This is a genomic window from Affinundibacterium baiyunense (assembly GCF_018139645.1).
Taxonomy (GTDB): domain Bacteria; phylum Pseudomonadota; class Gammaproteobacteria; order Burkholderiales; family Burkholderiaceae_D; genus Undibacterium; species Undibacterium baiyunense.
Window position 1 is genome coordinate 71,940 of the sequence record NZ_JAGSPM010000010.1, and the last position, 19,440, is coordinate 91,379.

Sequence of the window (19,440 nt, forward strand, 5' to 3'; positions counted from 1 at the left end):
TCGCTTACGCCAAATTCAAAAAAGTCAAAATCATATCGATCAATTTAATCCCAACAAAAGGCAGAACAATACCGCCAAGGCCATAGATCAATAGATTACGACGCAATAACAAAGACGCGCCGACTGCACGATACTTCACGCCTCTTAAAGCGAGAGGAATCAAAAACACAATAATCAAAGCATTAAAAATCACAGCCGACATAATTGCTGAATTCGAGCTCGTCAATTGCATGATGTCCAGTGATTTCAGTTGCGGATAAGTCGCCACAAATGCAGCTGGAATAATCGCAAAATATTTCGCAATATCATTCGCAATCGAAAAAGTAGTCAAGGAGCCACGTGTCATCAACATTTGCTTTCCGATTTCAACAATCTCTAATAATTTGGTCGGATTCGAATCCAAATCCACCATATTGCCCGCTTCCTTCGCTGCTTGCGTACCTGAATTCATGGCCACTGCGACATCCGCTTGCGCCAATGCTGGTGCATCATTGGTGCCGTCCCCCGTCATCGCAACTAGGCGTCCCTCGGCTTGGTAGCTACGTATCAATTTCAATTTATCTTCCGGCGTTGCTTCTGCCAAAAAATCATCGACACCAGCTTCAGCGGCAATCGCTGCTGCAGTCAACTTATTATCACCGGTGATCATTACGGTTTTGATTCCCATACGACGCAATTCAGCAAAACGCTCTTTAATTCCACCTTTGACGATATCTTTCAATTCGATCGTCCCCATGACTTTACCATCGTCAACCACCACCAAAGGCGTGCTACCACGACGTGAAATGTCATCTACGGTCTTAGTCACTTCAGCAGGGAAAGCGCGCCCCGCAGCTTCTTGGAATTTGCGCACCGCATCAGCAGCTCCTTTACGCACAACACGAACTACACCTTCTCCGATATCAACACCACTCATACGAGTCTGCGCAGTAAATTGTACAAACTGTGCCTGCAGCGAGGCCATCTCACGTTCACGCAAATTGAAACGTTGCTTTGCCAACACCACGATACTACGACCTTCAGGCGTTTCATCGGCAAGCGAGGCGAGTTGCGCAACGTCGGCCAACTGCACCGCTGTCACGCCAGGTGCTGGGAAAAATTCTGACGCTTGGCGATTACCCAAAGTGATCGTGCCAGTTTTATCCAACAATAAGACATCAACGTCACCCGCTGCCTCGACTGCGCGACCCGACGTCGCAATCACATTCGCTTGCATCATACGACTCATACCAGCGACACCAATTGAGGACAACAAACCACCGATGGTAGTTGGAATCAAACAGACCAACAGAGCAATCAACACCGTGATCGATACAGGCGCGGAACTAAAACCTAAAGAGGTCGCCGCATTCACACTAAATAAAGAGAACGGTAACAAGGTTACAGTCACAACCAGAAAGATAATCGTCAACGCGATCAGAAGAATCGTGAGTGCGACTTCATTCGGAGTTTTCTGACGTTTAGCACCTTCTACCATAGCAATCATACGGTCAATAAAGGCCTCGCCCGGATTGGAGGTCACTCGCACCACCAGCCAATCAGACAGCACCCGAGTACCGCCCGTCACAGAAGAAAAGTCGCCACCAGATTCTCGAATCACAGGCGCAGATTCACCAGTAATTGCACTTTCATCGACGGTCGCAACACCTTCGATGACTTCACCGTCAATCGCGATTACGTCGTTGGCTTCAACCAAAAACACATCCCCTTTACGTAAATCTTGTACGTTTGCTGGCAACCAAGTTGTGCCATATTTGGGCGTTGCCAGTTTTTTGGCGATCACCGATTGCTTGAGACCTTTTAACGACGCCGCTTGTGCCTTGCTGCGACCTTCAGCCAGTGCTTCGGCAAAGTTTGCAAACAATACCGTGAACCATAACCAGATACTAATTGCCAAAATAAAGCTCGCATCGGCTTCGCCTTTTCCGAACAAGGCATGTACATACAACAAGGTCGTAATAATGCTACCGATATACACCACAAACATCACTGGGCTGCGTAATTGCGCGCGTGGCGTCAATTTGCGGAAAGCATCGATGATGGCAGGTTTGATCAACTTCGCATCAAATAGAGCCAGACGATTATTCGCGCTGGCGATTTCCACATTTGCGGCTTGTTCAGCTTTTGCTGCTGCATTTGCTGCTGCATTTGCTACAGCAAGATTTTTTTGTAACTTCGAATTAGACATCAGATTCTCCTCAGGCTTAGCGTGGACTTGCAGAACTAAACATTTGCAAATGTTCAACCACTGGTCCCAAAGCCAAAGCGGGTACATAATTCAACACACTGATTAACACTACAGTCCCCGCTAACAAAGCAATAAACATTAAGCCGTGCGTAGGCATCGTTCCAGCATTCACTTCCAGACGTTTTTTTGCTGCTAAAGCGCCCGCGATGGCAAGCACAGGAACAATCACCGCAAAACGTCCAAACCACATCGCTATTGCCAACATCATGTTGTAGAAAGGTGTGTTCGAAGTTAATCCTGCAAACGCACTACCATTATTGTTCGCCGCTGAAGTGAACGCGTACAGCACCTCAGAGAAACCATGAGCGCCGGGATTTAAGATGCCTGCCCGACCAGCTTCACTCATCACAGCAATTGCAGTGCCAGCTAACACCAGAATCGGCGTCACCAAGATTGCAATCGAGGTCATTTTCATTTCGTAAGCTTGAATCTTTTTACCTAAGTATTCTGGTGTACGACCGATCATCAGACCAGCAATAAATACCGCCAAAATCGCGTAGATCAACATGCCATATAAACCAGAGCCAACGCCACCAAATACGACCTCTCCAAATTGCATTAAAGCTAGTGGTACTAATCCCCCGAGTGGCATAAGAGAGTCATGCATTGCATTAACAGCTCCGCAAGAAGCCGCCGTAGTAACAGCTACGAACAACGCTGAAGCATTGATACCAAAGCGACTTTCTTTACCTTCCATATTGCCACCAGCTTGCAGCGCACTTGACGCTTGATCAATATTCAAGGCCGTATAGGCGGGGTGTGTTTGCTGTTCGGCTGCCATGACGCCCACAGCCATCACAAGAAATAAAACACTCATCGTGGCAAGAACCGCCATGCCTTGTCGTTGATCTCCGACCATACGACCAAAAGCAAAACATAAGCCAGCAGGAATTAAGAAGATCGCGATCATCTGGAAAAAATTACTCAATGCCGTTGGATTTTCGAACGGATGTGCTGAGTTCATGTTGAAAAACCCACCGCCATTAGTACCCAACAATTTGATCGCTTCTTGTGATGCCACTGGGCCCATCGCCAGCGTTTGTGTTTTCATCGTCAACGTCTCCATCACTGGCGCACCTTTATCATCTTTCAAAGCTTGCCCATCAGCACCCGTTGCTGGCACGCTGTATGTCACAGGCTGAATCAATTGCACTTCTTTATACGATGAGAAATTCTGAATCACGCCCTGACTAACCAGAAACGTCGCGAAAATCACCGATAATGGTAATAACAGATACACAGTAGATCGCGTTAAGTCGACCCAGAAGTTACCGATGCATTTGGATGAATGGCGCGAGAATCCACGAATCAACGCGAACACAACCGCAATTCCCGTCGCAGCGGAAAAGAAATTCTGTCCAGCCAGCACTAACATCTGCGTCAGATAACTCATGGTCGCTTCGCCGACATAGCCCTGCCAGTTCGTATTACTGACAAAACTCACCGCAGTATTGAAGGACGAATCTGGACTAACATTTGGCAATCCTTGCGGATTAAGAGGCAACCAAAATTGTAGGCGCTGCACCAGATAGACCATTAAAGTGCCAAATGCATTAAAGACTAACAAAGCGATAGCGTAAGCTTTCCAAGTCATCTCCTGTGCGCTTTTGACACCAGCCAATTTATATAAGCCACGCTCTATTAAACCCAAGTACTGCAATCCAGAGACCTTGGCCTTATCATCTGCAACTTGACTAATTAACTTACCCATTGGATAGGCTAAGGCTAACAACACCACAAAGAAAATCAGCATTAATAAAATTGATTGAGCGGTCATCACAACTCCTCTGCATTTAATAATGCAACTACCAAATAAATTAGCAATACCGCCGCGACCACAGCGCCAATCACATAAAAGCTATTCATTATTTGTCCTCCTGATGGTTTTGCAGTTTGTAAGCGCCAATACCAGTAGGAGAAATCCTAAGATTCCTGCTACATACAACATATCGATTAAATTATTCATCCCAACCTCCATAAGCAATTTCTGCAGATTGAAGGATAGTAAAAATGCCGTAAGAATCTTGTTAAAAGACTGGCTGAGGATGTAAACAAAGTGTAAAAATTCACTATTTGGTATCGATAGAGAAAGCCTAACTGGAGATGCGCGCCAAATAATTGAATGTCTCCGTCGTCAATTGTGTTTTTTAGACAATCGAGACCGAAGTAAGAATCAGCCTAGCTGTATGAGGAATTAGAAGAGAATAGAAAAGACAGTGGCTCTAGTTCTAGCCCAAGTAATCAAGAGATAAGAAAGAATATCGAGTACTCGATATCTAAAGTGAATTATTGAATTTAGTGTCCAGAAGCCAAATCTTGAATCTGTTTTAATCGTCCATCTTCAAAACGCAGCAATTGCATAAAGCGTTGTGGACCAAAGTTATAAACCCACTCTTCAATTTGAACATCGATCTCGTATGCAGTTTCGTGCGCAATCTGGTGTTCATAAGTGCGGGCATGACTTACACGGTTGCCAGCGTTCTGATTTGAATGAGCAATCAAAGATGGATCAAACCGGCGCAAGCCGATACGACGTCGCTCAGTCTTCTGATCACGAAGTGCAGGTAAGCCGCATTTTTGCATGACCTCGGCTTTATGCATGCCAACGTCAATCACATAAGAATTACAGCGAAATGCCAGCGCTTGTGCTGCTTCGACTGGCGCTAGTCCAAGCAGCAGCAAAGCGCTTAAACAGGTCAAATATCGCTTTTTCATCTGCACTCCTAACTTTGGTCGATTTAATGGAATCATTAATGGTATGCGTCCAACTTCAAACTTAGGCAACGCGTAATTACCCGCGAAGGTTGACCAAAATGAAACGTCAAAATCATCAGCCTTGTCGCTGCTTGCGCTCGTGATTGTGACGAAACGCGACAAGCTTCATTCAAAAAGACGATCAAAATCAAACTAAGACGCATTTTCACGACAAAATACATAGTATGTATAAGTGACGTACAAAAAAATACGCTACACTCGATTCACATTTATCGCTTTGTGATCAATGCAATTATTCGTAACTTAGCTGCCTATAGCTCGCACATAACTCGTAAATAACGCGTAGATTAAAGCCAATTGCAATATCGAAAACGCTGACTCTTTTAAAGAGTCACAAACTGCTAGGGAATGATCAATTGATTTCACCACGCATGCGCCTGTATCTAGCCGACATTCCCGCATTCAACATTTTAAATTTAGGATTTTTAAATTTAAAGTTTTCAAATCATTGCGAACAATTCGCTAAATTGGCGCAAGATCGATTACTTTCAATCCGCATCTTCTTCATCACTGCCTGTCTTGCAATCTTATCGAGCATCGCAAACATAGCAACTGCACAAACCTCGACTACTGCAACTGAATATACCAAGCCAACAGCGCAAGAAAGCAGCAAAAGCAAATCGACCACGCTGATTCCTATTCGCATCCAAGATTTAGAAAAAACCGGCGATCCTATCGCATCCTACATCGTCGAGATTCTGCAACTCGCGATTACTAAAAGTGGTGAACCTTACTTCATCGTCAAGTCAAAAGAAGCGCCAGTACCACAAGCACGCCAAATAGTCGAAATGTCGCAAAATCTCGGCAAGTTAGATGTAATCTGGACTATGACCAGTGACGAACGTGAGCGTCAAATTTTGCCTATTCGCATTCCGATTGATAAAGGATTTTTTGGTTGGCGTATCGCATTTGTGCATCGCGACCAGCCACAATTACTTAGCAAAGTTAAAGAAATAAACGATTTGGCAAAGTTTCGCGCTGGTCAAGGTGCATTGTGGCCAGATACCGATATCTTACGAAGCAATGGTTTACCCGTCATTACAGGTGCCGACGAGTCCTTAGCAAATATGCTGAGAGCAAAACGCTTCGACTATTTTCCGCGACCAGTCATTGCGATTTGGAATGAACAAAAAAATCCAGCCTACCAAGATTTTGTGATCGACACCACATTCATTGTGCACTATCCGACCGCATTTTATTTTTTCGTGGCGCCAAATCAAAAGAAACTCGCTGCCGATTTGACACTAGGTTTGGAACGCGCGGTTGCAGATGGAAGTTTCGAGCGCATATTCAATAAATATTTTCAAGGATTTATCCGCAGTGCCAATATCAAAGACCGCGTGATTCTCGAATTAAAAAATCCATTAATCAAAGATGGATCACTGCCATTGCAGAATACAAAACTATGGTTCAAGCCTTAATACGCGTGTCGACCATCTTTGGCGAATAAAAAAACAACCCACCGCAACAACTTAGCGACTAAAAAAGGTAACTAGGAGTCGTAGAGCTTTCACCACTAATACGCCGCAAAACAGAGCTGCTCCAAATTCAACTGCTAAAATCGGCATAGCAAGCATCGCAGCACTACCTTCGACAAAAAGAAAAACAATGATAATCAACTTAAGCCAAGCTAAGCACGCACCATATCCAAACTGAATAAAACAGGTTTGAAACCAGTTAAACGCGGCACACATGCCGAATGCAACGCCCCAAGGAATAGTAGGCTCCGATATCCACAAAGATAAGGCGGCAAACACCAGCATGGTGAACATACCTTGCAAGATAGGCTGACGTGACAGGTTAGATAAATTCACTGATTACACACTTCGCTTTGGTCGTTGATAAAAGTAAATAGCCAATTTTTTGACAGCGAAACGCCACTTACATGCCATTTCGCACTGGGCAACCTTCATGTCTATATCGATACCAAGACCACATGCCTGGCTCCTGATGCCATACTTTTTTTAGCGCAAATTTATGGCGATAAAACACTGAGCCATCTCGACCGTAAACACTGACACTCACGGTATCTGAACATTCTCTGCTACGTCCTTTTACAGTTTCACCATTCGCTAACACAAAACTAATATCAACTTTACCGTCGTCAGCCACTTGTAGTACACGCGGTTCACATCCCCAAGGACCGTTCATATTATTTTCCGCAATATCACCGCAAGCATTCAAATGCCAGCTAGGATCTTTGCCTTGATAAGTAAACTGAACCACGATGCGCTTATCGTTCTCTTCAACGATGTTCGCATGGGTAATAGAGAAAGCTTGCTTATCGAGCGCGAGCTTTTGTTCTTGCACCGACAGTAAGGATTCGCCTATACGAATTGGGCCACGTAGTTGGGGCGCTAGCCATTGATCAAACAAGAAATAAGCAGCACCGAGTAACAAGATCAAAAATACGCTCAAGACACGCATTGCAACTCCTTCAATTTAAGGTAACTTCCATTCTTTGCTATAGGGAATTTTGGTCGTCGCCAAAACACCTTGATACGAGCCCGGTGGATAATGCTCGAAAGAGATATGCATACGCTCGGTTTTGAAGTTTTGTATTTGGTCTTGCTTCATATCGCTCTCTATCATTCCTATCGCCAAACGCAGCACACCATCGCCGGGATGTATAGTATCGTTACCCAAGTAAAGATACTTCGACTCCATACCAACAAACATCTTGACTTCATTAGCTGGCGCCGCACCGTCATAGTGATACTTCACTTCCATCAACACTGACTCAGGCAGTTCCTGCAACATCGTCACCTGCTCAACGCGAATCTTCTGATCTCGATAGTTTCCAGATTTGTCTGCAGTAAAAATCACGCGCGAGGTTTGTGCTAGTTGCCCGGGCGTCGCGATTTTCTGAGGCATAGCCTCGTTTAGCGGAGATAGAAACGGACGTAACTCTTGATGCGCAAACCAGCCTCCTGTAAAAGCAGTGAGTGCCACGAGAATATTGATGAACACCGACTTTTCTGACATGCGAGATTTCTCCTGATATTTTTGATTGGATTGCGGTCAATAGGCTTGCGGCATTATTTCAATTGGATCTTAGTTTATTGATATAGATAGAAATGAAAGAATGCCTGTAAATCATTCAACTTGCAAACGGTTCTAATCGTCGCTAATCGATAAGTTCGCATCAAATTACTCTGAACGTATGCTGAAACTCAGCATACGTAGAATGTCGATTGATAATCGAGGCACACTTCATCATAATGTGACTCTCTTGAAAGACTATGATGAAAAAAAAATCCTCTACCAACACCGATTTTCTAAGCTTAGATAAGCAGTTTTGCTTTGCCTTATATTCGGCGTCATTAGCGATGACAAAAACGTATAAGCCATTGCTCGATGAACTTGGCCTGACTTATCCGCAGTATCTTGTGATGCTAGTTCTTTGGCAACAAGATGGACTTTTGGTTAAGGAGATTGGCGAGAAGCTTTTTCTCGATTCGGGAACCCTCACGCCCTTGCTCAAGCGTTTGGAAGCCGCCGATATCATCACTAGACAACGCGACCTCGAAGATGAAAGACAAGTACGCATCCAACTCAGACCCAACGGCCACGCTATGAAGCGATTGGCGGAAAAGATCCCACGTGAAATTCTTTGTGCAAGCGGACAAGATGCATCGCAATTAGCCCAATTGCGTTCGCAATTGCAGGGCTTAAGAGACGCATTACATGCCAACTTAGATTGATAAATTTTTTTGGCAATCAGCTTGCTTGACCACTATGACGCCTTGATTCACGCTCACACCGCGCAATTAACAGATTGCCAGCTTGATAATTACGAGACTAACTTTCTACTGGCTACTTAATTCGCCTCTACACTCGTATAGAGATTAAAACATACAGTGCGCCACACAAGAATCTACGTAGAAAACCGTGCGCTCTCGACCTAGTGTCATCAATATTCACTATCAGACCGATTAACATTATTTTGCACAATTCAATTGCACACAATTGAATTGTGCATTATCATTCTCTTTAATCCTTCTCAATCACAAAAGATTTGATAACGGATAGCAGTATTTATTTAATCGAAAAGAAGCAATGCAATTTGTTCATTGCTTCCACTAATCAAGGAATTCATCATGCAAGTTCTATACACAGCACGCGCAACAGCAACTGGCGGCCGCGATGGTCGCGCTCATAGCGATGACCAAAAACTCAGCGTCAGTTTAAGCACACCAAAAGAATTGGGCGGTGCTGGCGGCGAAGGTACCAATCCAGAACAATTATTTGCTGCAGGCTATTCAGCATGCTTCATTGGTGCAATGAAGTTTGTCGCAGCAGCTGCGAAACAACCCCTCCCTGCCGATACCAACGTCACTGGTGAAGTCGGCATTGGTCCCAATGGCAAGGGCGGCTTTGGGCTCAAAGTCAGCTTAAGCGTTGCACTACCTGGTTTAGATCGCGCTGTCGCTGAAAACATTATCGCTAAAGCACATGAAGTCTGCCCTTATTCAAACGCGACACGTGGCAATATTGAAGTGGATTTGAAGTTAGTTTAAACCCATGTTGGAGCGGGATTCTGGCATCAACAAGTTATCTGGCGGATGATGCCGCGACTTCTATACACAAATTAATAAAGCTAACTCCGCGAGCCTATGATTGGCTCGTGGACGCATACGAGCACTACTGAGTGCGATTGCAAGTCAAGGAAAACTCAACAAAGCCAGCGCCTATCTTGCAAAAGCATTAGGTATCTTAAAGTATCAATACGTATTATCAAGATACATTTCCATACATTCAACAAACATAATCTCGTACCGCAGAAAGTTAGAATCTCATTTCGCATTTCAACGCGAACGCAACTACAAAAACTGGTTGCGCCACACTTTTCCCCTTTAAAGGAAATAGAAAAAATGAGACTCATAATAAGATGCATCATTGTGTTTGCAATGTTCACAAACTTTATCGCAAACGCAAATGCGATATCGATTCAAGACCACAACACGCCATCACAGTCACTGACAGATCGACAAAAGATTGAATCGCTGCTGCAGTCGTTCATGCGGTACATTGAAACCAAAGATCAAGAAAAAATGTACGCACTTTTTCTGGATGGCCCCGTAACTTGGATTGCTGTGAATAAAGATGCGACACAAAAAGAGCGCTTAAAGCTAAACCCGCTTGCGCCAAATTATCAGCGTTCTGACTATCAAACATGGTTTCAGTCCGTAATGCAAAATAGTCCTAAGCAAGAGCACTTCAAAAACATCGAAATCGTCGAAGATGGTCACGTTGCATCGGTTTCCTTCGATTACAGTTTTTGGGTAAATGGAAAGAAAGGAAATTGGGGCAAAGAGCTATGGCACTTAATTAAGGTAGCCGATGATTGGAAAATCGTTAGTGTGATTTTTTCCAAAGAACTAGAAAAAATTAAGCCAGAGCCTCAAGAGGCGATCGGTGGTGACTTCGATCAATCACAAAAGGTTCGGGCCATCGCAGACGATTTACTGAGAGTTGCAAATCTTCCAGGCCTGTCGGTCGCCATTCGACATAAAGATCAACTCGTTTTTGCGCAAGGCTTTGGCTTCGCCGATATCGAAAAGCGTCAGCCTGTCACACCACAAACCCAATTCCGTGCAGCATCCGTATCAAAAGCAATTACCGCAACCGCACTAGCAAAAATGATGCAAGATGGAGTAATTGATATTGATGCGCCGATTGCACGCTATCTTCCACAATTTCCACAAAAAGAATATCCAATTACAGCCCGCTTACTATCCGGACATATTGCAGGTTTTCCGCACTACATCATGAGCGATCGAACAGAAAATCGCTACTATCCTACCGTGCAAGATGCATTAAATGTGTTCGCCCATCACCAACAAATTGCGCCGTCAGGAACAAAGTACCACTACTCTTCACATGGCACTGTCTTACTCTCTGCAATGATGGAAGCCGCATCAGGAATCCCGTACTTAAGTTATGTCCAACAATCTGTACTCAACCCTTTGGGGCTAAAACACACTGAAGCTGAGATGCTGCGGCACAAGGTGATGCCAAACATGTCGCGTATCTATGCAAAGTCAGGAAACAATAATGTGCTGGTAGAAAATCCGCGTGAGCACAGTGCTTTTTGGGCGTCTGCCGGATGGGTAACTACACCAAGTGATATGGTAAACATGACTCGAGCTTTTTCAAACGGCTATCTCAGTGCGGATACGATGCGAACCATGTTCACGAGTCAAGCCTTGCAATCAGGCGAGAAAATCCAAGTTGGTATTGGCTGGCGCCTGAGCTATGACATCCAAGGTCGCCCGGTCTATGAACATGCTGGAGTCACTCAAGGCGCACGCTCAGTCATTAGTTATTTTCCTAATGAAGATCTCGCTATTTCTGTGATGACCAATTTGGAGTGGGTCAGTTCAATCGAAGAAACCGCACATATGTTAGCGCAGGCTTTTTTAAACAAGAAAAGTAATCCTAGCATCGCCGATGGTCACTACGCGATTCAGGGAGAGATGCAATTTGGCGGGCAAGATACACCATTCACAGGCAAGCTAAACATCAATCAAGGTAGAGGGACAATTCAAGCGATGCAATATGAGTGGCCTGTCCACCATCTACATTCGAATGTCTATGCGCTAGTCACTCATCAAGGTGTTTATTACTTGCAAATCGACAGCGATCAGCAGCAATCATTGAATGCAAGAGCGATACGCTATTCTAGCCAACTAAAAGAAGCTGCAATCAACACCAAGCCATTTCTGCAGTTTGCAAAAAACTGATGCCAACAAAAAGCGCCAAGTGCGTTTCACACTTGGCGCTATAAAACAGCTCGCGATTCCTAGTTTAATTAAGCTTATTCAATAATTCGCAGTACTGCGCTTTGACGCGCGCATCGTTTGTCAAATTGCTGTGTGTACCGTTTTCAACGAAGACATACTGCTTCTCTTGACTTGGTGAATTGTCATACAGCTGCTGTCCCAAATAGGCGGGCATAGTCGTATCTTTGCCGCCCGTAATCACCAAGATTTTACCTTTGTATTGTGAGGTCGCAGCCAGATTGTCGATGGTTTTTAGATTGTCTGAAATCGTCACATTCACGAAAGGCTTAAAGTACCAGGGAATTTGTGCATCGACTACTTGCGCAGGCGTCGTCGCACTACCCTCTAATACAAGACCATCAATCGACCGATTCGCCGCGATATGACTAGCCATAAAGCCACCCAAAGAATAACCATACACCAGCAACTTTCCACTAGTAGAAGCACGCACAAAATCATAAATACGCAAAGCATCTTCTTTCAACAACAAGGCATCAGGCTGCCCATTGGTACGACCATAACCACGATAATCAAAAGTGATAAAGTTAGCAGGGCACGTTGCTGACAACTTGGCCAGAATCGGAGCATTCTCATCAACATGGGTGAGGTTGCCGCCAAAATAGAGCACTGTCGTTTTCGCCTCGGGCAATACCGCACGAACCCCTTTGATAACAACTGGTTCAACGCCATCTTGCGCGACTAAAATTTGCTCATCCTTTAACTGCGCAGACGGCAAAATCTTTTGTAATTTTTCTTGATCAAACACCGCTTTGGTTTTGTATCCAGTTAAATTGTCTGGACGAATTAAATCTAAATCTTTCACCACAATTGATTTACAAGCACTCAAACCACAGACCAACAGCATCAGCATAAAAAACCGCATGAATCCCCCATGTTTTAGAATTGTTTAAATGATTTGAACAACAAGGCGATCGAACAAAGATCACCGCGCAAGATTATTTCAACAATTATCTTTTATGGCAATTATTTCGATAGCAAAACCAAAACAAGCAAGACCGACGTGCGATAAATGGGGATGGAAGGTGATTGGGATTTAAAAAAGTAGTTATGCAAATAGAGTGCGGAAATTGTTATAAAAAATCACCGCTAGATTTGAACCTGCCCCCACAAGTTATCAATCATCATGATTCAAAAGAAGTGCCTCTACACCTTCACCACTCCAGTTAAATGCGTAGATATCTTCATTCGCCAAACGATGAAACGAAGACCAAGTCCAATCATTTACAGTCTTTACTAAGCGATGCTTGACCGGATTGAAATGCAGATAGTCCACGTGCGCAGAATAGTCATTATCGTCGCGAATTAGGTGCTCCCAAAACCGATGCTGCCAAATCGTGCCTTGCTGTTTTCGTGCACGTCGTCCGGTGTGCAAATCTTCTCGAAAATATTTTGTGCCAATCGCGACCGTCACCTCACGTTTGATCAAACGCCAACGGGTAGAGAAATCAGCGTCGCCTACGGGCAGAGTCCAGATGCAATGCAAATGATCGGGCAACAAAACCCATGCATCAATTTCGAAAGGATGTGTAGAACGCACCTTCATAATCGCCGCACGCAAAGCGTTACGCACATCTTCGTTGGTCAGAATCGGTTGCCGACGCTCAGTAACCGCCGTAAAGAAATAGGTAGCACCTTGAATGTTCGAACGGCGATAGCGGGACATCGGTAGGTTCGCAATTGATTGACACTACAATCGTAGCGCGAACGCTGAACGAGGAAAAAACCGATAACTCAAGGGCGGGTTTAGTGCGCGGGTTGCGTTCGAGTTACAAACTAGACTACCAGAACACCGAGGCTTCGCACCATCAGGTTAAATATTTCAATCACTAATTAAGGGCCAAAGCTCTTGTGGAAGTTGAGTTCGCAAAGCCTTTGATGCGATGGCTTGCCATAACAGATAGACCCTACTCGTAGTACTTTCTGGAATGTCCCCTCCAAGAACCATACTATCAAGTCGCTTTGCTCGCTGACATGCATCCACCACTAGAGAGAGTGGAAAATGCTCAGCTTTTAAATTCGTTTTGTTATAAGAACCGATTTTACGTCTCAAGGCAGCCTCCACGTCTGCAGCATTACCGAGCCCACTCACTTCATTAACGTCAACGTAATGGAGAAGCAACCAGACTTCAAAGCATGATCTACTAATAGCGATATTTATGCCCAGTTCTTTTGCTTGTCGTATCGCAGACATGTAACTTGAGATATGTGCACTTTGAACGCAATGATCAGTATCCAACAATATCCACCGTTCATCGTATTCCTCTAGATCATCTGCCCTGTAGTTCCGTATCCGATCAACCACCTGCTGAGCATGTGAACCATTATCTTCATTCGGAATAACCAATACTTTTATGCGCGAAATTGCAAAAAAATCGAAATATTGTTTAGGTGCATAAGTATCGTCCGACGCAATTAGAAAAAGGCGATCATCACGAAATTCCGTATCGTTTCTTTTTAGTGGGCGAGTTTTCCGATTCGTTAGACTCATTTAACTATTTATTTCGTTGTGGAAGAATATTTTCCAAATTGCCGAGAAATGGCACAGCTCCAAAACGGCCATTAAGATAATGCTTTTGAATCGCCTGATCTGTTCTAACTGCGAAATCCGCCAGTGAATAAATGCGAGTACTTAGGCTTTGATCCTTTTCTACAAACCAAATTTCATCACGTCTTAATAACTCCAAATCCAATAAATTAGATTCATGCGTTGTTACGATAATCTGTGAGGAACTAGAGTTACATGAGCGCAAAAAAAACTCCAAAAACTTCCACACCAACATTGGATGCATACTTCTGTCTATTTCATCAATAAAATAAACTGAGTTTTTATTTTTTGATTGATGCAATGCGGGAATGAAATCAAGTAATCGCTTTGTTCCATCAGACTCTTCATTCAACTCAATAGAAAAATTTTCACCAGATGGAAGCGTATGCGAAGCCTGAATTGAAATTTTGTAGATCCTACTCTCACCAGCTTTCTCTATCATTACTTCATTTCCATTCGGCAAGTGTACAATTCCTCGCCCATTGTTTTCATCACCGTTCACAACGTCTATGAAATGATTGGCAACTTCTTTGGGAAGTAAAGATCGAAGATCATCTTCTGAAATTTCCGTTTTTTGAGGTATGAGGTGATCAACGCCAGTACCAGATGCCTTGAGAAAATCTCCAGCGAAGTTTAAAAAATCAATATTTTCAGACAAATCCCGCCCAAGCTCTGCATAGGATTCATCAGGAGCAACCATCGTAAGTGTGGATTTAAACCATCTCAGAATTCCAGAAATCTCATCTCCGTACTCAGAGCTATTTAATGTCGCGCTAATAGTCGCCAAAAATGACTGGTTTTGAGGACCTCCAATCATTGCCAAAGCTGCGAGTTTTGGACCAATTTTTGAAAGTTCAGGTGCATCCACCATTACGATACCATTGGTGTCCGTAGTTCTCTCATAGATTATTTTTTCCTTACGCCCTACAACTTCAATCAGCCATTCTTCTATGATATGCAGCTCATCCACCTTGAAGCCAAACCTATAAAGCTTATTATTAGCAATAAATTGAAGATCGAATGATGATGGTTTTGTTAAATCATCACAAAATAAATATCTCTCACGCTTAGTATTTGCATTTTTTTTACTTGTTCGCAATGCGATCCTTTCAACATACCGCAATGCTTTAAAAAGATTTGATTTTCCCGCACCATTTGCACCATAGAGTACCGCAGCTCGAAGTACTTTTTCGGAAGAGTTTGGAATTGGAAGTGCATGATCGGAGTGAGAACCAGCCAAGCGCTCGGACGCAACCATTGAGAAGGTTTCCTCACCGGAAAACGAACGAAAATTTTCAACTGAAATTGAGACTAACATTTTGTTTCCTGTGTTTTTTTTACATATTTTTTCAATTTCCAGACCCTAGTTTGACATAAACTAAATATTTCGTGTGATTTTTTCACAAATCAATTAAAGTTAACAAGTGAATAACAATGCAAAAAAACACACAACTCATGAATTCATAGTTACATCATCTACATATTGCGTCGATACTGCCCACCCACTTCGAAAAGCGCCGTCGTAATCTGCCCCAAAGAACAAACCCGCGCCGCATCCATCAATTTCGCGAACACGTTTTCATTATTAATCGCTGCTTGTTGTAGAGCGGCGAGTGCTTGTGGTGCGACGTTGGCGTGGCGTTGGTGGAAGTCTGCCAAGCGCGTGAGTTGCGATTGTTTTTCTTCCTCTGTGGAGCGCGCCAATTCGATCTTCTGTACGGTTTCGCCACCTTTTGGATTGCGGAAGGTGTTGACGCCGATGATAGGCAAGGTGCCGTCGTGCTTGAGGTGTTCGTAGTGCATGGATTCTTCTTGAATCTTGCCGCGTTGGTAGCCGGTTTCCATCGCACCTAAAACGCCGCCACGTTCAGCGATGCGTTCGAACTCTTGCAAGACCGCTTCTTCGACGAGGTCGGTCAATTCTTCGATGATAAAGCTACCTTGAATTGGGTTTTCGTTTTTCGCGAGACCCCATTCACGGTTGATGATCAACTGAATTGCCAAGGCGCGACGGACTGATTCGTCAGTCGGCGTGGTGATCGCTTCGTCGTAAGCGTTGGTGTGCAAGCTATTGCAGTTGTCGTAAATCGCAATCAAAGCTTGCAGCGTGGTGCGGATATCATTGAAGTCGATTTCTTGTGCATGCAAGCTGCGGCCTGAAGTTTGGATATGGTATTTCAACTTCTGGCTACGGTCATTTGCGCCGTATTTATCGCGCATCGCCACCGCCCAAATACGACGAGCAACCCGACCCAAGACCGTGTACTCTGGGTCCATGCCGTTACTGAAGAAGAAGGACAAGTTGGCCGCGAAATCATCGATGTGCATGCCGCGTGCCAAGTAGGCTTCAACGAAGGTGAAACCATTCGACAAAGTGAAGGCCAATTGCGAAATCGGATTCGCACCGGCCTCGGCAATGTGGTAACCGGAGATCGACACGGAGTAGAAATTACGTACTTGATGATGCACGAAATACTCTTGAATGTCGCCCATCACTTTGAGTGAAAACTCGGTCGAGAAGATACAAGTATTTTGACCTTGGTCTTCTTTCAAAATATCGGCTTGCACCGTACCACGCACATTCATCAAGACCCATGCGCGGATTTTTGCAGCTTCATCAGCGGTCGGCTCACGCTTATTATCAGCACGGAATTTATCCATTTGCTGATCAATCGCCGTGTTCATGAAGAAGGCCAAAATCGTTGGTGCTGGGCCGTTAATCGTCATCGATACCGAAGTAGCTGGATCACAGAGATCAAAACCGTCGTAGAGGACTTTCATGTCTTCCAAAGTAGCGACGGAGACACCGGAATTACCGATCTTACCGTAGATATCTGGACGAATCGCTGGGTCGGCGCCATACAAAGTCACAGAGTCAAACGCGGTCGACAAACGTTTCGCGTCCATACCTTGCGATACCAACTTGAAGCGACGGTTCGTACGATATGGATCGCCTTCACCGGCGAACATACGCGTTGGGTCTTCGCCTTCGCGTTTAAATGCGAACACGCCAGCAGTGAATGGGAAAGAGCCTGGCACGTTCTCTAACATTAACCAGCGCAATATTTCGCCATGATCTTCAAAGCGTGGCAATGCGACTTTACGAATCGTGGTGCCAGACAAGGATTTTTGCGTGAGGCGTGTACGAATTTCTTTATCGCGAATTTTGACGACGTATTCATCGCCAGCATAGGCCTTCTGCATGTCTGGCCACATGGTGATGAGTTTTTTAGATTCTGCTGTGAGTTGATTCTCGCGTTCTGCCGCAAGTTCAGATAGCAACTCCACTGCGTCATTCCCGTGGAAACGGGAATCCATGTTTTCAACCGATGTTCCTTCAATGGATCCCCGCGTACGCGAGGATGACGCTTCACGGAGCATACGCGCTGACTCGAATAGCTGCTGACGTTCACGTGCGATATCAACTTGTTTGTAAGTGTGCTTGTGATAAGCGCGCACGGTGTCAGAAATCTCTGCCAGATAACGCGTGCGTGCTGGTGGCACGATCACATTTTGTGCGCTAGAAGTTTTTGTATTTGCTACCGCAAGCTTGCTTGGCTTTGCTTTCAAGCCACGTGCGACCAACTCAGGCAAGATACCTTGATATAGCGCAGTTACGCCATCGTCATTAAAGCGCGACGCTTGCGTGCCGTAGACAGGCATTTCGTCTGGCTTCTTGCTCCAGAGTTCGCGATTGCGTTGATACTGTTTGGCGACATCGCGTTGGGCGTCGAGCGCACCTTTACGATCGAATTTATTAATGGCGACAAAGTCTGCGAAATCGAGCATGTCGATTTTTTCTAACTGGGAAGCAGCACCAAATTCTGGTGTCATCACATACATCGACAAATCCACATGCGGCACGATGGCCGCATCACCTTGGCCGATACCAGAGGTTTCGACAATCACCAAATCAAAGCCCGCAACTTTGCACGCCGCGATCACGTCTGGCAAGGCTGGAGAAATTTCCGAACCGGCTTCGCGTGTTGCCAAGGAACGCATGAAGACGCGTGTCTTGCCTTTCCATGGATTGATCGCATTCATACGAATACGATCACCGAGCAAAGCACCACCAGATTTACGGCGGGATGGATCGATGGAAATCAAGGCGATATTCAGTTCATCGTCTTGATCGAGACGGAAGCGACGAATCAACTCATCCGTTAATGAAGACTTACCTGCGCCGCCGGTACCTGTGATACCGAAGGCTGGCGTCTTAATCGCTTTGGCAGATTCCATAATCGTTGCACGCAAGCCTGCATCGACTTTATCGTTTTCTAATGCGGTAATCAGTTGCGCTAATGGGCGATGTTTGTCGGCGAGCTCGCCTTGTTTCAAAACATCTAAGCTGGTTGGTGCAAATGGTGAGAGATCGATATCGCATGCTTTGATCATGGACAAAATCATGCCGGCCAAGCCCATGCGCTGACCGTCTTCTGGACTGAAAATACGTGCTACACCATAGGCATGCAAATCCGCGATTTCTTCTGGCACGATGACGCCGCCACCACCGCCGAATACTTTGATATGTTCACCGCCACGTTGCTTGAGCAAATCGATCATGTATTTGAAATACTCAACGTGTCCACCTTGGTAACTTGAAATCGCGATACCTTGTGCGTCTTCTTGCAGGGCCGCTGTGACGATTTCTTCAACCGAACGGTTATGTCCCAAGTGAATCACTTCAGCACCATTCGCCATCAAGATACGGCGCATGATATTAATCGAGGCATCGTGGCCGTCGAACAATGAGGCAGCCGTCACGAAACGGACTTTGTTAGTAGGTTTGTATTCGGTTAACTTCTCGGCGATGGATAGATCGGTCATTTTTATTCCTTCGATGCTTGTGGCATGGTTTGGGTATTTTTTCGATGATTTCGATTATATGACGTTTCGTTTCTGATTACTTTACGTTTACGTTCACGTCATTTGCAAATCGTGTTTATTTGTTGGTTTTTGCTCCCTTCTCCCGCGAGCGGGAGAAGGGTTGGGGATGAGGGGTATTCAGGTTCGAATAAAAAAACGAAAGCTAAAGAGAAGCGCTTGATTAATTTACTTCGAATTGA

General features: G+C 44.7%; 16 protein-coding genes. 4 read left to right on the forward strand and 12 right to left on the reverse strand.

Translation table 11 applies throughout. The features are described 5' to 3' along the window. Positions 1-4: 4 nt before the first annotated feature. From kdpB to KDM92_RS15265, 4 genes are all read right to left on the reverse strand, one after another. Entirely contained in the window at positions 5-2,188 is a 2,184-nt protein-coding gene (kdpB, locus tag KDM92_RS15250) for a potassium-transporting ATPase subunit KdpB (RefSeq protein ID WP_212685302.1), read from the reverse strand. Positions 2,189-2,204: 16 nt separating this feature from the next. Then, positions 2,205-4,025 (reverse strand): potassium-transporting ATPase subunit KdpA, encoded by a 1,821-nt coding sequence (kdpA, locus tag KDM92_RS15255; RefSeq protein WP_212685303.1) that lies wholly within the window; start codon positions 4,023-4,025, stop codon positions 2,205-2,207. Continuing rightward, entirely contained in the window at positions 4,025-4,114 is a 90-nt protein-coding gene (gene kdpF / locus KDM92_RS15260) for a K(+)-transporting ATPase subunit F (RefSeq protein ID WP_212685304.1), read from the reverse strand. The genes kdpA and kdpF overlap by 1 nt, the downstream gene beginning before the upstream one ends. Positions 4,115-4,543: 429 nt before the next feature. After that, complete coding sequence (locus tag KDM92_RS15265; protein WP_212685305.1) at positions 4,544-4,963, reverse strand: DUF2845 domain-containing protein; 420 nt, start codon at positions 4,961-4,963, stop codon at positions 4,544-4,546. Between the two features lie 431 nt (positions 4,964-5,394). Here KDM92_RS15265 and KDM92_RS15270 point away from each other — a divergent pair, with 431 nt between their 5' ends. Continuing rightward, entirely contained in the window at positions 5,395-6,444 is a 1,050-nt protein-coding gene (locus KDM92_RS15270) for a type 2 periplasmic-binding domain-containing protein (RefSeq protein ID WP_212685306.1), read from the forward strand. Between the two features lie 51 nt (positions 6,445-6,495). Here KDM92_RS15270 and KDM92_RS15275 read toward each other — a convergent pair whose 3' ends face one another. The 3 genes from KDM92_RS15275 to KDM92_RS15285 all read right to left on the reverse strand — a co-directional run bounded on the left by KDM92_RS15275 (position 6,496) and on the right by KDM92_RS15285 (position 8,008). Continuing rightward, complete coding sequence (locus tag KDM92_RS15275; protein ID WP_212685307.1) at positions 6,496-6,837, reverse strand: hypothetical protein; 342 nt, start codon at positions 6,835-6,837, stop codon at positions 6,496-6,498. 67 nt (positions 6,838-6,904) lie between these two features. After that, positions 6,905-7,450: a hypothetical protein gene (locus KDM92_RS15280; RefSeq protein WP_212685308.1), complete on the reverse strand. Its 546-nt coding sequence runs from the start codon at positions 7,448-7,450 to the stop codon at positions 6,905-6,907. A 15-nt stretch (positions 7,451-7,465) separates the two neighbouring features. After that, positions 7,466-8,008: a hypothetical protein gene (locus KDM92_RS15285; protein ID WP_212685309.1), complete on the reverse strand. Its 543-nt coding sequence runs from the start codon at positions 8,006-8,008 to the stop codon at positions 7,466-7,468. Between the two features lie 257 nt (positions 8,009-8,265). On the opposite strand from KDM92_RS15285, the gene KDM92_RS15290 reads away from it, so the two are divergent. From KDM92_RS15290 to KDM92_RS15300, 3 genes are all read left to right on the forward strand, one after another. Further along, positions 8,266-8,727: a MarR family winged helix-turn-helix transcriptional regulator gene (locus KDM92_RS15290; protein ID WP_438947480.1), complete on the forward strand. Its 462-nt coding sequence runs from the start codon at positions 8,266-8,268 to the stop codon at positions 8,725-8,727. A 396-nt stretch (positions 8,728-9,123) separates the two neighbouring features. Beyond that, positions 9,124-9,543, forward strand: a complete 420-nt coding sequence (locus tag KDM92_RS15295; RefSeq protein ID WP_212685311.1) for an organic hydroperoxide resistance protein — start codon at positions 9,124-9,126, stop codon at positions 9,541-9,543. Between the two features lie 390 nt (positions 9,544-9,933). Continuing rightward, complete coding sequence (locus KDM92_RS15300; RefSeq protein ID WP_212685312.1) at positions 9,934-11,769, forward strand: serine hydrolase; 1,836 nt, start codon at positions 9,934-9,936, stop codon at positions 11,767-11,769. A 64-nt stretch (positions 11,770-11,833) separates the two neighbouring features. Here the strand turns inward: KDM92_RS15300 and KDM92_RS15305 are convergent, their stop codons facing one another. From KDM92_RS15305 to icmF, 5 genes are all read right to left on the reverse strand, one after another. Next, entirely contained in the window at positions 11,834-12,691 is an 858-nt protein-coding gene (locus KDM92_RS15305; RefSeq protein WP_212685313.1) for an alpha/beta hydrolase, read from the reverse strand. A 252-nt stretch (positions 12,692-12,943) separates the two neighbouring features. Further along, on the reverse strand, positions 12,944-13,492 hold the full coding sequence (locus KDM92_RS15310) for an REP-associated tyrosine transposase (RefSeq protein ID WP_212685314.1): 549 nt from the start codon (positions 13,490-13,492) through the stop codon (positions 12,944-12,946). 156 nt (positions 13,493-13,648) lie between these two features. Further along, positions 13,649-14,317 (reverse strand): RloB family protein, encoded by a 669-nt coding sequence (locus tag KDM92_RS15315; protein WP_212685315.1) that lies wholly within the window; start codon positions 14,315-14,317, stop codon positions 13,649-13,651. Positions 14,318-14,321: 4 nt separating this feature from the next. Next, a complete protein-coding gene (locus tag KDM92_RS15320; protein WP_212685316.1) occupies positions 14,322-15,692 on the reverse strand; it encodes an AAA family ATPase in 1,371 nt (456 codons plus the stop codon). 158 nt (positions 15,693-15,850) lie between these two features. Further along, positions 15,851-19,201 carry a fused isobutyryl-CoA mutase/GTPase IcmF gene (gene icmF / locus KDM92_RS15325; RefSeq protein WP_212685317.1) on the reverse strand — a complete coding sequence of 1,117 codons (3,351 nt, stop codon included), beginning with the start codon at positions 19,199-19,201 and terminating at the stop codon, positions 15,851-15,853. Between the last annotated feature and the right edge of the window lie 239 nt (positions 19,202-19,440).

What these genes read in the sequence shown, in the direction of transcription:
- kdpB (WP_212685302.1), bottom strand. Translation starts at nt 2,188, where the DNA reads ATGTCTAATTCGAAGTTACAAAAAAATCTTGCTGTAGCAAATGCAGCA.
- kdpA (WP_212685303.1), bottom strand. Translation starts at nt 4,025, where the DNA reads ATGACCGCTCAATCAATTTTATTAATGCTGATTTTCTTTGTGGTGTTG.
- kdpF (WP_212685304.1), bottom strand. Translation starts at nt 4,114, where the DNA reads ATGAATAGCTTTTATGTGATTGGCGCTGTGGTCGCGGCGGTATTGCTA.
- KDM92_RS15265 (WP_212685305.1), bottom strand. Translation starts at nt 4,963, where the DNA reads ATGAAAAAGCGATATTTGACCTGTTTAAGCGCTTTGCTGCTGCTTGGA.
- KDM92_RS15270 (WP_212685306.1), top strand. Translation starts at nt 5,395, where the DNA reads ATGCGCCTGTATCTAGCCGACATTCCCGCATTCAACATTTTAAATTTA.
- KDM92_RS15280 (WP_212685308.1), bottom strand. Translation starts at nt 7,450, where the DNA reads ATGCGTGTCTTGAGCGTATTTTTGATCTTGTTACTCGGTGCTGCTTAT.
- KDM92_RS15285 (WP_212685309.1), bottom strand. Translation starts at nt 8,008, where the DNA reads ATGTCAGAAAAGTCGGTGTTCATCAATATTCTCGTGGCACTCACTGCT.
- KDM92_RS15290 (WP_438947480.1), top strand. Translation starts at nt 8,266, where the DNA reads ATGATGAAAAAAAAATCCTCTACCAACACCGATTTTCTAAGCTTAGAT.
- KDM92_RS15295 (WP_212685311.1), top strand. Translation starts at nt 9,124, where the DNA reads ATGCAAGTTCTATACACAGCACGCGCAACAGCAACTGGCGGCCGCGAT.
- KDM92_RS15300 (WP_212685312.1), top strand. Translation starts at nt 9,934, where the DNA reads ATGTTCACAAACTTTATCGCAAACGCAAATGCGATATCGATTCAAGAC.
- KDM92_RS15305 (WP_212685313.1), bottom strand. Translation starts at nt 12,691, where the DNA reads ATGCGGTTTTTTATGCTGATGCTGTTGGTCTGTGGTTTGAGTGCTTGT.
- KDM92_RS15310 (WP_212685314.1), bottom strand. Translation starts at nt 13,492, where the DNA reads ATGTCCCGCTATCGCCGTTCGAACATTCAAGGTGCTACCTATTTCTTT.
- KDM92_RS15315 (WP_212685315.1), bottom strand. Translation starts at nt 14,317, where the DNA reads ATGAGTCTAACGAATCGGAAAACTCGCCCACTAAAAAGAAACGATACG.
- KDM92_RS15320 (WP_212685316.1), bottom strand. Translation starts at nt 15,692, where the DNA reads ATGTTAGTCTCAATTTCAGTTGAAAATTTTCGTTCGTTTTCCGGTGAG.
- icmF (WP_212685317.1), bottom strand. Translation starts at nt 19,201, where the DNA reads ATGACCGATCTATCCATCGCCGAGAAGTTAACCGAATACAAACCTACT.